The organism is Nostoc sp. 106C, assembly GCF_002154725.1.
In the GTDB taxonomy this organism is placed as follows: Bacteria; Cyanobacteriota; Cyanobacteriia; order Cyanobacteriales; family Nostocaceae; genus Aulosira.
The window spans coordinates 37,519-52,559 of record NZ_MTAW01000093.1 but is presented as its reverse complement, the minus strand read 5'-3'; the positions used below and the strand labels follow the sequence as shown (position 1 = coordinate 52,559).

General features: G+C 40.4%; 15 protein-coding genes. 7 read left to right on the top strand and 8 right to left on the bottom strand.

Going from position 1 to position 15,041, the window contains the following annotated elements; translation table 11 throughout:
• Positions 1–78: 78 nt before the first annotated feature.
• From BV375_RS11460 to BV375_RS36805, 3 genes are all read right to left on the bottom strand, one after another.
• Entirely contained in the window at positions 79–348 is a 270-nt protein-coding gene (locus BV375_RS11460) for a DUF2171 domain-containing protein (RefSeq protein ID WP_086760478.1), read from the bottom strand.
• A 45-nt stretch (positions 349–393) separates the two neighbouring features.
• Positions 394–615: a hypothetical protein gene (locus tag BV375_RS11455; protein WP_086760476.1), complete on the bottom strand. Its 222-nt coding sequence runs from the start codon at positions 613–615 to the stop codon at positions 394–396.
• Between the two features lie 351 nt (positions 616–966).
• Entirely contained in the window at positions 967–1,143 is a 177-nt protein-coding gene (locus tag BV375_RS36805) for a hypothetical protein (RefSeq protein WP_166507430.1), read from the bottom strand.
• A gap of 716 nt (positions 1,144–1,859) precedes the next feature.
• On the opposite strand from BV375_RS36805, the gene BV375_RS11450 reads away from it, so the two are divergent.
• From BV375_RS11450 to BV375_RS11440, 3 genes are all read left to right on the top strand, one after another.
• Positions 1,860–3,047: a HetZ-related protein 2 gene (locus BV375_RS11450; RefSeq protein WP_086760474.1), complete on the top strand. Its 1,188-nt coding sequence runs from the start codon at positions 1,860–1,862 to the stop codon at positions 3,045–3,047.
• 277 nt (positions 3,048–3,324) lie between these two features.
• Positions 3,325–4,599 (top strand): pilus assembly protein PilB, encoded by a 1,275-nt coding sequence (locus tag BV375_RS11445; RefSeq protein ID WP_086760472.1) that lies wholly within the window; start codon positions 3,325–3,327, stop codon positions 4,597–4,599.
• 199 nt (positions 4,600–4,798) lie between these two features.
• Positions 4,799–5,482 (top strand): Crp/Fnr family transcriptional regulator, encoded by a 684-nt coding sequence (locus BV375_RS11440; RefSeq protein ID WP_086760470.1) that lies wholly within the window; start codon positions 4,799–4,801, stop codon positions 5,480–5,482.
• 137 nt (positions 5,483–5,619) lie between these two features.
• On the opposite strand, the gene BV375_RS11435 is transcribed toward BV375_RS11440, so the two are convergent.
• The gene (locus BV375_RS11435) at positions 5,620–7,083 is read right to left on the bottom strand and encodes an RtcB family protein (RefSeq protein ID WP_086760467.1); all 1,464 of its coding nucleotides are present in this window, start codon (positions 7,081–7,083) and stop codon (positions 5,620–5,622) included.
• Positions 7,084–7,597: 514 nt separating this feature from the next.
• On the opposite strand from BV375_RS11435, the gene BV375_RS11430 reads away from it, so the two are divergent.
• Positions 7,598–7,792 carry a heavy-metal-associated domain-containing protein gene (locus BV375_RS11430; protein ID WP_086760608.1) on the top strand — a complete coding sequence of 65 codons (195 nt, stop codon included), beginning with the start codon at positions 7,598–7,600 and terminating at the stop codon, positions 7,790–7,792.
• 506 nt (positions 7,793–8,298) lie between these two features.
• Here the strand turns inward: BV375_RS11430 and BV375_RS11425 are convergent.
• The 3 genes from BV375_RS11425 to BV375_RS11415 form a co-directional block, all read right to left on the bottom strand.
• On the bottom strand, positions 8,299–8,712 hold the full coding sequence (locus tag BV375_RS11425; protein ID WP_086760465.1) for a heavy metal-responsive transcriptional regulator: 414 nt from the start codon (positions 8,710–8,712) through the stop codon (positions 8,299–8,301).
• A gap of 352 nt (positions 8,713–9,064) precedes the next feature.
• The gene (locus tag BV375_RS11420; RefSeq protein ID WP_086760462.1) at positions 9,065–9,637 is read right to left on the bottom strand and encodes a nitrate transporter; all 573 of its coding nucleotides are present in this window, start codon (positions 9,635–9,637) and stop codon (positions 9,065–9,067) included.
• Positions 9,638–9,896: 259 nt separating this feature from the next.
• Complete coding sequence (locus BV375_RS11415; protein ID WP_086760460.1) at positions 9,897–10,472, bottom strand: TIGR04376 family protein; 576 nt, start codon at positions 10,470–10,472, stop codon at positions 9,897–9,899.
• 321 nt (positions 10,473–10,793) lie between these two features.
• On the opposite strand from BV375_RS11415, the gene BV375_RS11410 reads away from it, so the two are divergent.
• Both BV375_RS11410 and BV375_RS11405 read left to right on the top strand, forming a co-directional pair.
• A complete protein-coding gene (locus tag BV375_RS11410; protein WP_086760457.1) occupies positions 10,794–11,357 on the top strand; it encodes a hypothetical protein in 564 nt (187 codons plus the stop codon).
• Positions 11,358–11,506: 149 nt separating this feature from the next.
• Entirely contained in the window at positions 11,507–11,701 is a 195-nt protein-coding gene (locus BV375_RS11405) for a type II toxin-antitoxin system HicB family antitoxin (protein ID WP_086760455.1), read from the top strand.
• A 42-nt stretch (positions 11,702–11,743) separates the two neighbouring features.
• Here BV375_RS11405 and BV375_RS11400 read toward each other — a convergent pair whose 3' ends face one another.
• Positions 11,744–12,598 carry a D-alanyl-D-alanine carboxypeptidase family protein gene (locus BV375_RS11400; protein WP_086760606.1) on the bottom strand — a complete coding sequence of 285 codons (855 nt, stop codon included), beginning with the start codon at positions 12,596–12,598 and terminating at the stop codon, positions 11,744–11,746.
• Positions 12,599–12,940: 342 nt separating this feature from the next.
• Here BV375_RS11400 and mnmG point away from each other — a divergent pair, with 342 nt between their 5' ends.
• The gene (gene mnmG, locus BV375_RS11395; RefSeq protein ID WP_086760453.1) at positions 12,941–14,884 is read left to right on the top strand and encodes a tRNA uridine-5-carboxymethylaminomethyl(34) synthesis enzyme MnmG; all 1,944 of its coding nucleotides are present in this window, start codon (positions 12,941–12,943) and stop codon (positions 14,882–14,884) included.
• Positions 14,885–15,041 lie beyond the last annotated feature (157 nt).

Below are 15,041 nucleotides of genomic sequence, written 5' to 3'. Positions count from 1 at the left end.
TAAATATTATTAGCTCTTGTCTATCAAAAGAATAGCGATCGCAATTTAGCTGTAGTATCAACTTCAGCAGCCAGGAATCTAAACACCAGCAGGCTGTTCGTTCAGTAATTCTTTAGCCACTTCGTCCACTGTTTTGTTGAGGTACACAGCTCTTTCATCTACTGCTCTCACCCAACTGATAGGAAACCAGTGATGTTGTCCATCAGGAGCATTGTTCTTCGTCAATTTAACGTAATTGCCCCCTTCTACAGAGTCGATATTCCCAATATGTGTGTCAGATGCTCCTTCTAAACCGCCAGAACCTTCTGCATAAACGGGCAAGTGTTCTTTAATTTGTGATACGTTCATTAAGCCTCTTGTTTCAATTACTAAAAAGTCCGTTCAACACGTTTTCTATTTATTTGTGTTATTTGAATCTAATTCCTCACCAGGACGTTGGGTAGTAGGAGGATAATTAACAGCTTCGTCAACTCTGAGAGTTTCTGCATTGGTTAGATTTTCCGGCAGAAGATCCTCAGGATTTACTGTTTCATCCACAGCATCATCAATTATCCCATTAGCATTCACATTGGGTTTGTTAGAACTACCTTTATGACTAGCATGACCACCAGGCATGATTTTTCCCCTAAGTTCTATGACTAAACATAACTAGCCTAGACTTTTTGGTTTTAAGAAATACACTATCAGAAGGCTTAGAGCAGAACGAGATAAATCACCTCTTGGGTTATAAGTTTATAGAAATAAAATCTGATGATTATGTCTTATAGTTTGTATGAATGCAAACCATAGCACTAACAATATATTCTGGGGAAATTTATGTAATAGATGGCAAGGCTGCACGTATCTACTGAAAGAGTGAAAATCTGTAATGATGAGTGCGTTATATTTTCTATGTGAATCATATTTGATTTTGAAAAATAGACTTATTCCCTGTTTTTACGAGTAAGTTCATGAATTAAATAGGACTCATAAATTAAGCGATCGCAGGTTTCGTAGCTGTAGTTCCACAACCCGAACCCCTACCGAATCTTGATAAAATCGTCGGTACAGATGCATGGCACGCACTGTTGCCAGAAGTAGACTATATAGTTGTAGCCTTAATTGATGAAATAGTAATACGTTGGCGTAGCCCGCGGAAGGCATCGCAGCTCAGGTATAGCTAAACCCCACACAGCACTTCACCAGCATGGAAAGGGCGCATTGCCGAGCGCTACAGAGCCTGTCAGCCCTTACGGAGTGTACTCAATCAAGCAAGATACTAAACAATTCACAAGAGTACCCCAAAAACTGGGATACTGAGGCAAAGAATTAGCTTACCTTATATTTAATCTCCGTAGATCAAGATATTACCCTGATGGGTACTATGAAATTTTCAGTAGACTTTTCACAATAAGGTCGTGTGTCTTGCCTTTAATGTAAACAATTTTGCAAAACTTGTTGAGAGGAGTTAAAAAAATGTTTATATTCTCACAGACAAATTCTAGAGGAGTGAAACTTATATGAACCAAACTACGTCTGGATTGAGGTGAATTATCTTCGCTCCTCTGAGTCAAATGCAAAATCCTAGCTTTCCTAAACTTCTATACAGTATTAGTGTATCATAATTTACTTAGCCTGTGCAGGCTGCTTTCCTGAGTTACTGATGCATAGATTTACAAAAATTTAAATTTGCAGAATTGAGAAAAATGCCTTAGATATTGGGGTTTCCAGCAGTTGGAGATTAAAAGTTAAGACTAGCAATGGATAATTTTTGCATAAGTTTAGTCATTCCAGACGTAATAAAAATGGAATCACTAAAAAGTCTTCATCAAGAAGATGAGTTTAGGGGCACCTGCCAGTTAATAAGTTAAGTGTGACAAATGGGGGTTGTGATGCAAACTTTAAAACAGGGTTTCGAGGAGCGCAATCTCGTTATGGCAACGGAAGCAGAAAAACTGGCGCAATATTGGCGAAAACGTCTATTGGCCGAGTGTCCAGAACAAAGCACAGCAGCTAAAGAAAGTATCATTCTTTGGCTGTTGGGACGTGACTTCCAACGGTTTGATTTGCTCAACCCGAAGGAACTTGAGATTGCCAAGCAAGCAATGGAATACCGTTATCGGATTTTACTGCAACGTTACCTGGGGATAGCACGAGAACGTGCTTATCGTAACCTGATAACTCGGCTGGCCAGTCTGATGACATTGCGGAATAAAATTCAGACTTGGGTTTCCCTCAGCCGCGATCGCCAGCGCAGTGTAATTGATGTATTACAAGAAATTATCCAAGAATTACTACAAGGCGATACCTACATTCAAGATCAAATGGCTTGCATCGCTGAAATTACAACCGATCGGCGACTGCGAGATACTCTACTATTTGCAAGTATAGAAGAATACTGTTTGCGCCCAGTACGCAATCAGCCTCTGCTGGTTTACCGCTTTGTCAACTACCTGCGCCGTACTCAGCGTGGTGGCTTAACTCAGGTGCCAAGCAGTGATTTGATTAGGCTAGTTTCAGAAGAAATTCTCACGGATGACAGTGACAATAGAGTTAATTTGGTTGATAGTCAGGCGATCGCAGAATATCAAGAGGCACAGGAACTAGAAGAGCAACAGATGTTGCGTCAGGCTGTACAACAAGAATTTGAAGAATATTTACAAGTAAATCTCGGCATAGAAGCTGTAGAGTGGCTGCGACTGTATCTGCAAGGTAAATCCCAAGACGAAATCGCCAAAAGACTGAAGAAGCAGATTAAGGAAGTATACCGATTGCGTGAAAAAATTAGCTACCATGCCGTGCGTGTTTTTGCTCTCAAAGGTAAACCGGAACTAGTGGATAACTGGTTAGCAATTTCTTTGCAAGAACACAACTTGGGGCTAACACAAAACCAATGGCAGCAACTCTATGAACAATTGAGTCAACTTGGGCAACAGATTTTAGATTTAAGAAAAGCTGGCAACTCAATCGAAGCCACAGCTAAAGAATTAAAACTCAAAACTCATCAAGTCTTGGGTGAATGGACAAAAGTTTATCTTGTAGCCCAAAGTTTAAGAACTCAAGAGTAACAAAATTTAGCTATGAGCCTGGTATATATCCTGATGTACTCGTATAAGGCTCAAATTGGAGGTATCTCGGTTCATACATAGAAGAAAAATGCATTGAGAGTAAGTATTTCAGATTTTGGATTTGGGATAAATCCCCAATCCACAATCCTAAATTTAACTTCTAGACCTTTGTATTTAATCAAACTTTCCATAACATATAAAGTATCTTTATTTACTACACACTAACTTAGAAGCACAATAGAATTATAAGAAAATAAAGCAAATATTAAATAAGCATATGTTGTCTTCCGAGGGCAAACTCACTGATAACGAAGAAATTGAGCCGCCGATGCCAGATGAAACTCCACTTAAGGGGAAGCTAGAATGTAATAATTCCAAGGAGTCACCTAGCGATCGCGAGCACATCTTCTCGTTAATTGATAGTCTTTTGTCCTTAGAAGCTTGCCTTTACCACCAAATTTTGCCTTTGCAGTTAAAAGGCAATCAACTTTTACTAGGTATGGTTGATCCGCAAGACAGCGAGGCATTAGATTACGTTAGTCGTATTTTGTCTTCTATTGATTACATAATGGTGACTGAGGCAATAGAAGGCGATATTCACCACGCTACCCTCTCAGCCTACCTCAACTATAAAAACAGATACCCCTCAGATGCCAAACAAAACTATCAACCAAAAGTAGACTCTACCTCAAAAAACAGGACAGTTTCCCTCAGCGATCAATTGAATTCTTCTGCAACTACCTACTCTGAATTAAATCTACAACCCTCATTGATTGAGCCGCAAACAGAAATTCTGCCAGCTTCTATTTCACAAGCTGATTTATCCTCAATCCCCGATTCAAATAGCTTGTCTGGAAGTCTTACAGCTACCTCTGCTGATCGGAGTCAAGAGGAACAGACAACTGAAGTGGTACTTCCGAGCAATTTAACTGTTTTGCCAGTGCAAATTCCAGATACATTAAGCTCGATAGAAGTTTTGCCAACGCTACCATCAAAAAAATTACTAGAAGAGTTATTAGCAAGAGTCTTGCTTGGGGGAATTGGTCGCCTGTATTTGGAAAGACAATATGATCAAGGCAGAATACTCTGGAGTGACAATGGGGTCTTGCAGTCGGTGATCGAAAATTTGCCGCTTGCGGTTTTCCAAGAGGTAATCAATGAATTTAAGCAATTTGCTGGTCTACCTATCGCCACATTTCCCGAACCTAAACAGGTAGAGAAAGAATGGCTATATCAAAACAACAGTTTATTATTACGCTTACGGGTAATGCCCGGAATTTACGGTGAAGAGGCGACACTACAAGTGCTACGAGGAGCAGCATTAAAGTTCTATCAACAGCAACAGTTGAACCGACTTAGCCACGATACATTGGTCATGGCCAAACAACTAAGCTTCAAGTTGCACGAACTAGAGCAAAGACTGCTCTTTACCCCTAGCTTACAATCTGAGCAATTAAAGGCTATGGTCGCCCTAACTCAACTAGTGGACAATTTAGACAAACATCTCAATGTCTTGGCTGGAGAGAGTCAACTACCAAAAAACAGTAAATAACACATCTGTCAGTAAAACCGCTGATTGCGATCCCAGACATAATTGCTATGTTGTACTAGAATCTCAGACTTAAAAATCTGAAAATTCTTAATTAATTTGTAACTATTTTGCTACCGTATTCAACCAATGATTGCGGTTTTAAAAAATATAATAGCCGACCTAATTTGCTCCTCCTGAATCAATTTTTTGCAGATATTTCATGCAGACTGAGGTTTTTAGTGAACTTTTTCCCTTACTAAGTACAGCCAATCCCCAAACTTTGGAATGGCTGCTGAATGTTGCAATTGACCATGAATACCCGGCTGAACGGGCTGTTTTGATGGAAGATGCTTGGGGTAACGCAGTTTATTTCTTAGTTTCTGGTTGGGTCAAAGTTCGGCGCACATCCGGAGATAATTTTGTCGCTCTAGCAATTTTAGGTCGAGGCGATTTTTTTGGAGAAATGGCAGTTTTAGATGAATCGCCGCGCTCAACTGATGTGATTGCTCTATCGCCTGTAAAGTTACTTAGTGTTTCTCGAGAGCGTTTTATTCAAATCTTATTTAAAGATCCGCATTTACATCACCGAATGCTACAACTGATGGTGCGGCGATTGCGACAGATCAATCTGCGCTTGCAAATGCGCTCTTCACCACCAGCAGTCAAGCTAGCTCAGACCCTAGTTAGTTTAGGCGAAAGCTACGGTCAAAAATCAGACAAAGGAAGAGAAATTTTTAACATTCCCTTCAAAGATTTGGCAGAAGTGACAGAAATCAGTGTTGACGAAACTAGCAAAATCATGGAAAAACTGCATGAAAAAGGCTGGCTGGAAATTGACAGCGCAAATAACATCATTTATCTAGTCAACTTTAAACAGTTAATCAATTTAGCTAACAAAGTTTAATGACTATTGCTGAAAAATAAGATTCCCCAATTCTCTATGAATTGGGGAATCTTAGTCTTTTTCTATTCATAGAATTGTCACACATTCTGGAACTACATCAGAGCAATGTTGTTCAAGATTTGACAATTTACAATCGCTTACGCCTTAAAAGTTAACACTGGACTCAACCGCGCTACAACACTTACCATCTCCGCCTCAACCTGCACATCAATCACAGACTCAATCGGTTTATAGGCAGCTGGTGCTTCCTCAATTCGACGTTCTTCTCGTAAGGTGATACAGTCAACTCCAGTTAATCCTAGTTCGGCTTCACTTTGAGATGCACCTTTACGGCTGAGGTCAAAACGCGACTTTACTCTTCCCGCGCCATGCGATGCTGAATTGCAAAATGCAGGATTGCCTTTCCCTACCATTAAGTAAGAGTAAGCACCCATTGAACCTGGGATAATAACTGGTTGCTCTGCATAGGCTGGACAAGCACCCTTGCGCGTCACCCATCCGCGGCCTTCTGGCAAGGTGATGTTGTGTGGTAAGTCGTAAACTAGAGGTGCTTCTACATCTCCGTAAACTTCCCGCAAACGCAGACGTAGTAGTTCTGCTAACAGTAGCCGGTTGATAAAACCATAGTTAGCAGCAGTTGCTTCAGCTTTTAAGTAACTAGCGGCTAGTTCGGGATGGGAATGAGCACAAAGGGGAAAAATCTGAGATTCTGGATATTTCAGACCTTTTGGCCAAGCGGCTTTTGCTCTATCTCGCCACATTCCCCCGATATACTTACCCACATTGCGCGAACCAGAGTGAATCATGAAAGCTAAATGTCCTTCATGCACTCCCCAAGCGTGAGCAAGTGCGCGATTTTCGACTTTATCCACCCGTTGCACTTCGACAAAGTGATTTCCCGAACCGATGGTTGCTAGTCCACCATCGCGCACCAGTCCATTATTGGGAACTAATTCTTCAGGTGCAAGTTTCCAGTTACCATCCATTGAACCACCCAAAAAGATGCGTTCGCCGAAGGCGTTGGCAGAGCCATCGCTTTCTTGAGCTAGTTGGTACACATCAGACTTAACGATACTTCCCGTAGGCTGATCCAGCATGGCATCTAACCAACCAGGAACCCCATACTGAAACAATGCACGCATAGCATGAGCCGTCATCGTCACATCACGTGTGCCGAAGAAGTAATCTCCTTTCATACGTTCGACAAATAGATCGCGTTTTGCGAGAAATTCATCGATGCTCAAATCGGCAACATGGAGGCGCATTCCACAATTAATGTCAGAACCGACAGCACCAGGGATGACTTGACCGACAGTTTCCACAACAGAACCAATGGCAACACCTGCATCTCCAGGGTGAAAGTCAGGCGTTGCACAGGCACGACAAACACATCCCCCGGCTGGGTGGCGAACGTTAGCGAGATTTGCTAACTGCTTCAGTGCCTTAGCTTCTACAGAGAAGCCTTCAGGTAGTAGTATTTCTGCAACTGGGGCATCAGGAGAATTTGCTAAACGGACAGAATAAGTGCGATCGCTATAAGTAACATTCAAACCTTGCCGCGCTAAAGCACGCAAGAGACGTCGAAGATTTTTTGGCTGCATGAAAATTCCTGAGAAGTCTTAAACAAGACTCTTGGTATTGAAGAGATTAGGAGACTTGGGTTCAGCAGCCGCGTCTCAGTTGTTGTAAGGAGTTATTTTCCCAGGTTTGTGGGGAAAACAACGGGTTATATAACGTTCATAACATAACCTTTAATAGGTTGACAAGGATTTTGTAGTACTTTGTATTATGCTTAAATTACAGATAGCTATAGTTACTCAGCTAGACAAAGCTTGTAAACGAACTTTAAATTTAGCGAAAAACTTGTTATACACCCTTGACTCTCCAGTGGAGTAGAGATTTTAGGATGAAGTTGCAGTTGAGATGGCGGCTTTGCTAAAAGCTAAAGATCCTGAAATTCAAAAATTGTCGAGGATGGCTTTAAATAGAGCTACTCACATACAAATTCTTGACCTCGTCAAGTTATCATCAAATCGCAAACTGCTGAAATTCAGCAAATGCAGCAATGGTATCAGGCTTGATCTTGATCTGTTTTCCCTTGGATATTTTAAACTTATGACACTTAAACTCACAGTTCCCAACATGGCTTGTTCGGCTTGCGCAAACACTATTACTAATGCACTTAAAGCAGTGGATGCCAATGCTAATATTCAGGCAGATCCTAAAACTAAGCTTGTGAGTGTAGATACTCAAGCCTCAGAAACCGCTATTAAGGAAGCGTTAGCTGCTGCTGGTTATCCAGTTGCCTAATCCTTGACAGCGTTGAGTGTAGAGAGGTTATATGTCAATACGGTTCAGTTAAGGTGATAAGAGTTCTCATCTGTCGGACAAAACCAAGATTTGGGGGATTCTCCCCCAAGTCCCCTCCAAAATAATTGTTCGGTTTTTTGTTTAGTAATTATTTGTGAGCTTTGTTGTCAATGAATTTTCTTAACTGAACTGTATTGGGTTATATGTAAGTCGGCGTAAAAATTTCAAGGTACGTCATTGCGAGTGGAACGTAGACACGCAGTGGCTTCCCGTAAGATAGCAATCGCAAGGGTTTTGGTGATTTTACATTCTGTTAGATAGTTTGGTTTATTTGTGCCGACTTACTTAACGTCTCTACACAGTTTCAACTTCAACTATAAAACAATACAGAAAACTCTCATTTTTGTAGCCAATAATTTAGACATCTGTGTCTCCTTTGTATAGCCTTGGATTACTAGCAAAAGCTGCTATATTTGTATTCTATTGAGATGCTTTCAACGGCAACATTAAGGTTGGATGATAGGGCAAATTGTATCCTCACGTTTGCTATGCGCATTCTTCCAACCAGAAAGTAATACCTCTATATCAGAGCGTAATTTTGACAACTGAGCTATCTGGCTATCGATCTGCATCAGCTTTTCTTCTAGCTTTTCTTGGATTTCATCACAGGGAGGTTGTCCTTCGTCGTACACATTTAAAATTTCTCCTATTTCTTCTAGGCTCAAACCTAGATTTTGCGCTCTTTTAATGAAAGCTAGACGAGCTAATACATCTGCTGAAAACTGTCTGAAACCACCCTCAGTTCTTCCTGATGCCTTGATTAAACCTAAACTCTCGTAATAGCGAATTGTTCTGATTGGTACTCCGCTTAAATCTGTTACTTGACCAATCAAAAGTAGTTTTTCATCGTGGGTTAACACGGCAATATTCTCCAAGTTTTGTAGTTCTGTTCACAAAATAAAGGCAAGAGATACTTTATCAAGTAAACTTTAACTTGTAGTAGTACGATACCAAATGCGCTGCCTTAGGGCTAGTTTTGTACTGTCTCAAACGCTCAAATTATTACATGGACGTAACACAACATTAATAAAGCGAGAACTGAGTTCGCTGGGGACGAACATCCACACCGCTGTCTTGAAAAATAGCTTGCTAGGAAACCTCGCAACGCTTTTTCCGCTTTTTGCTTACCCTACTTAATATTTACTAGCGAGCAAGTGCGCTAAATAGGAGTTTTATCAACATAAATGTGGTTTCTAACCGCCAATCTAATTGTTATGCAGATCTGTTACCTTGTGAGACAATTTGTGCTAGAAGATATGCACTAATGTCTAAAAACTGATCTAGTAAACTACCAATAACACCTATGTAGAGTATTGCCTGGATGATGTAATTTGTGTTGCCAATTTTATAAGCATCCCAGGCGAGTGAACCAAGTCCTTTTGGACCTATCAACATTTCTGTAGCAATAACTGTGAACCACGCTACCCAACTGCTTACTTTCAAAGCATGAAATGTATGAAATATTGCTGCTCGAAAGTTATTGTTCTGTCTGTAAAAATGCCGCATTCCTATTGCAGTATTCACTATCATTGTCCAGAGAGTTCCAATAAAAATTATGACCACCGCTGCGGCTTCGCTATCCTTAAATACTATAAGCGCAATCGGTAGTAAGGCTATAGGAGGGATACTATGAGGTATTTGAAATATCCGCTTGAATAGCTGGTAAATTGTGCCATTTATACTAATTAAGTATCCAATGAAACCACCTAAAATAGCAGATGGAATATAACCTACAAATAATCTTTGTAAGCTAGATAAAACATCTAGAAGTATACTGTGTTCCATGCCTCAGTTCTCATTTGGAAAGTCTGGGAAATACTGCGGCAATTGCAAAAAATAGTGAATAGACAAACAATAAGGAGGTGTAAAAGTCTGTTTAAATTAAATTTAACAAAAATTGCAAGCTAACTTAATAAATTAAATAAAATTTCAATAATTCAATTTTTAGATGCGTATAACTTAAATAATCAAAAAAAGCCATTAAATATAATTTAATACTGTTACCCAGTAACCAGTAATCTGTGTACTGATTACTGGTTACTAATTATTTCCCGAGATTCCGTTTCATTTGTTCTAACTCATCCTGAGTTTCCCAACGGCGAAACTTATCTTCTAAGTCGTCAAAACTACTAGAATAGTTGCTAGTTGCTTTTGACCACCCGTCGGTTTCTAAGCGCTGTTGAGCTTGAGCTTTTGCACGCATTGTTTGCGCTTCGGTAGCTTTGGCTTGCACCTCTTGTCGTCGAACCTGAATTTTTTGTAGTAATTCCTTAGATTGGTTAATGCGTTCTTTTAACCCTTGCATCTGTCCCCAGCGCTGATTTCCTTCGCGTAATAAGGCTGCTTCTCTTTCTTGCGCCGCAACGGCTAAATCCTCTCTACCAGCAGCTTTCGCTTTTTGAACGCGGATGTGCCAACGCTGAATCTCTTGAGCAGTGGACAGAATTTCCTCTTGCGATCGCTTTTCTTGTAATTGTAAATCTGCAACCAGCTTTAACGTATCTTCCTCTTGCTCCCGCAGCTGTTCTAACAGCGCTTCTAATTCCAAATGGGGATTATTACGCAAGAATTCTTCTAAACGGTTTTCCAGAAACCGACTTAAATCATCAAATAAGCCCACTGTTAGAACTCCAGAGTCAGGTGTGTGACTTTATTGTAGTAATTATTATCCTACACGGAAAGCTACTTGTAACAGTTCACTATAAAAGAGGAAGGGAATAGGAAACAAGGAAGGTGAGGTGTACAGATTTTTTTCAAAAATAAATCCGAACTTATATAGTTAAATTCTAACTATAGATATAGGTAAATTTTATATAAACAAACTATTTGAATTTATCTGCAAAATTACAAATTACTGGAGATAATTTCCTGGAATTTTACAACTTGAGCTTGTAGCTAATTTAAACAAGTTAATTATAATTATTAGTAGAGTGCGCATTCAATGTTACAACGTAGTTTGATTATTGCTGCTTTGACTACAGTTATGGGCTTCACTGTAGTCAACCAAAATGTACCAATATTGGCAGTATCTCAGCAGCCAACTTCTCGCATTCAACAACCGCATTTTAAAACCTATCCAGCAAAGTCAGTATTCCAAGGGAAGCCAGCTGCACTAGCCGCCAGTAGCCAAGAAATCAAGGACTACGAACCACAACTGAACGCGACTGTTAACAAAGGTACTAATTTTGCAGGTCATTATGCGATCGCCGATCATCTCAATCGTGCTATGGGTGGTGTAGATACAGCAGCGATCGTCGATCTCAAAACTGGTCAAGTTTATCTACCCACACAACTTTATGGCTATCACGACCAACGCGGTGCTGGATATAATCCTCCTAGGGCTGATGGTGGGTTACACTACCGAGCCAATAGCAAGTTACTCATAATTATTGGTCAAGCAGGAGGTAATGACGGAGAAAAAGGTATTGGGCGTTTCTACTATAAATGGGAAAATAATCAATTAAAATTCCAGCAGTTTGTAGCTTCTCCTTATAAATATCAATAAATTTAATTTTTCGCTATAAATGGGATTGATGTCAACAAATCCTCAATTCTATTCTTGTAAACTAATACTTTCAGTTTGTGCAGTATCAGATGATCAATTTTTGTTTAATTTAACGATATAAAATAACAGACAAAAGCGGTTATTTAGATATGCGTTACAAAGTCAAGTTAAATAAAACAAAGTTAGGATATGCTATCTGGTGCCCTGCTTTACCAGGATGTTGGACTTTGGGCGAAACCGAAGAAGAGGCTTTAGAGAATATTAAAGATGCAATTAAAGCCTATCTAGAAACTGTTGATGAAGTAACTCAAAATGCAGAGTTACGTTATGTTGAGGTTCGATAAACAAATTTCTCTGTTGCAGATTCCCTTTTAAACTTGAATTAATTAAATTGGTGTTAACCAATAAGTAATTCCTCTCATGACTTTTTTCTTAAAACCAAACAGAGGTAATTGTTCTTCCGTTAAACCTAAATAAGTCCAATGAGGAATATCACTTTCTACAGTTTGAAACCAGCCATTTTGATTTAAAGCTTGTCTCTGCTTTTGACTAGATACACGTAAATCAATAGCTAATCCCCAAAGATGTTGTGATGTTCCAGGTGGTGCAACTATCCCCAGAATTGCTGTTTCTTTACCTTGGCGAACTTTTTCTAAGGTTCTATCGTTAGCGTATTTTTGCCAAAATCTCAAATTTGTGGTGAAAGTACGAGTACAATCACCGCTACCATAACCTGATTTGAGAGGAATTGTTTGTAGCGATCGCGCTTTATTAAAAGCTAATCCTGCTGATTGCTGTAAATAACAATCATTAGTTCCATCAACTTTAATCATTGTCAGGGTAGATTGAAATTCTTTGGTTTCTTGCTCGTTAGCAAAGATTACTTTTTGCGGCAGTTTAATCTCTGGTGCTTGATTGACAAATGCTGCGCCATATTTATCTAACAATATATATTCAAAAGTGCCTGGTTGCGGGATTATTGGTAACTTATTAGCAATTGCAGACAAAAAACGCTGTTGCTCGTTTAATTGGGGATTAGGGATAAATGGTGTAATTGGCGTAGGTAAGATTATCTGTTGAGGGTTTCCTATACATGGAATTGAATTAGCACTTGAGCAACTATTGAATTGTGCGGTGTTAATAACTGATTGGTGGTGAGCAATTCCACTGCTAGCAACTAAAGCACAAGAAATCAAAAAAATCATTATTAAAAAAGCTGTTTTCCGCAGAATTCGTTGCATATTTGTAGTTCTGTTTTGAGAATTTGTGTCCATAATACTCAATAGCTCTTCATCCTGGTCGGCTTGTGAAAAAATCTTTTAACTGACTACAAAGGATAAGAAGAGCGCAAAGAAGCAAGAAAATGCAGGATTTAATAAGTGAGTTAATATTGCTATTTCATGTCTCTTCATTTTTAATTAATTAGGTTTTATCTACTTCGCATAAATTTAGTAGCTACTATACTTTGTCTTACTAGGTTTTGAACCTGGAATTGTTTAACAGTTAACAGTTAAAAGCACATCCCTGAAACTACGGTATCGGTTAAAATTGAAAATAACTCTCAGCTTGCCGAATTTGTAAGTATGACCATGCACAATTCCATTGAATTCCATGACGCTTTTGATGTCATTGTTGTCGGTGCAGGTCACTCCGGTTGCGAAGCAGCCCTTGCCACTGCCCGCCTCGGTTGTCGTACTCTGTTGTTGACGCTTAACTTAGATAAAATTGCTTGGCAACCATGTAACCCAGCAGTCGGTGGACCAGCCAAATCTCAATTAACCCATGAAGTTGATGCTCTGGGTGGGGAAATTGGTAAGATGGCTGACCGGACTTATCTGCAAAAGCGGATTCTCAATTCTTCACGGGGACCAGCAGTATGGGCATTACGGGCCCAAACGGATAAGCGGGAATACGCAGCCGTGATGAAGAGTATTGTTGAGAATCAAGATAACTTGATAATCCGGGAGGGAATGGCAACGGATTTAGTGCTAGGCGCTAATGATGAAGTAATTGGTGTTCAGACTTACTTTGGTGTCTCCTTTCACTGCAAAGCAGTTATCTTGACGACAGGTACATTCTTAGGCGGAAAGATTTGGGTTGGTAACAAGTCAATGGCGGCGGGACGCGCGGGAGAATTCGCCGCTGAAGGATTGACGGATACTTTAAATCGTCTGGGATTTGAAACTGGAAGACTGAAGACCGGCACCCCGGCCAGGGTAGACAAGCGATCGGTAGACTACAGTAAAATGTCTATCCAACCTGGGGATGAACAAGTAAGCTGGTTTAGCTTTGACCCGGAAGTATGGGTAGAACGGGAGCAAATGCCTTGTTACATCACCCGTACCACCCCCGAAACCCATCGCCTGATTCAAGAAAATTTACACCTGTCGCCTGTTTATGGTGGTTGGGTAGAAGCGAAAGGCCCTCGTTATTGCCCCAGTATTGAAGATAAAATTGTGCGCTTTGCCGATAAGGAAAGCCATCAAATATTTATTGAACCAGAAGGCAGGGATATTCCTGAACTTTACATCCAAGGGTTTTCCACAGGGTTGCCGGAAAATTTACAACTGCAAATGTTACGGAGTCTTCCTGGTTTAGAAAACTGTGTGATGCTACGTCCGGCTTATGCAGTGGAATATGACTATTTACCTGCAACTCAGTGTTATCCCACATTGATGACTAAAAAGATTGCCGGACTGTTTTGTGCTGGGCAGATTAACGGCACAACAGGTTATGAGGAAGCAGCAGCTCAAGGATTTGTGGCAGGTGTAAACGCCGCGCGCTTTGTACGCGATCGCGAAATGATTGTGTTTCCGCGTGAGCAAAGTTACATAGGAACGTTGGTTGATGACCTATGTACCAAAGATTTACGTGAGCCTTACCGTATGCTCACGAGTAGATCTGAGTACCGTTTGATACTGCGTTCTGATAATGCTGACCAGCGATTGACACCTTTGGGACGGGAAATAGGGTTAATTGACGATCGCCGTTGGGATTTATTTACCCGCAAACAAGCACAGATTATTGCGGAAAAAGAACGGCTGCACGCCATAAGAGTGAAAGAACATGATGAAATTGGAGTAGCGATCGCAGCTGATACCCAACAAGCAATTAAAGGCTCAATTACTCTAGCTGACTTGCTAAGGCGTCCTGGATTCCACTACCTCCACCTCGATAGGTACGGATTGGGCAATCCCAGCCTCAACTCTGTTGAGAAAGATGGCGCAGAAATTGACATCAAGTATTCTGGCTACCTGGCGCGGCAACAAAATCAGATTGAGCAGATTGCCCGTCAGGCGCACCGCCAATTGCCTGCGGATTTAGATTACACAACAATTGATACCCTTTCTAAGGAAGCAAGAGAAAAGTTAAGTAAAGTAAAACCGCTTACTGTCGGTCAAGCAGCACGTATTGGTGGAGTGAACCCCGCAGATCTTAATGCCTTGTTAATATATCTAGAATTACGTAAAACAAAGTTCCAGTCAGAGTTTCCAGCGTTGGCTTCAAAAAAACTTTATGAAGCATGAGTATAGTAGTAGGGAAGAGATTGGGTATGATAGATGACATGGATTAAGAACTGGCATCATCAGCAGTCTCTGGATTCTAAGTTGAATTTAATACCACTGAGCAATCAACCAGTCTACTTAGACGGAAGATTGCCAACTTCACAGAAAATCCTAATTC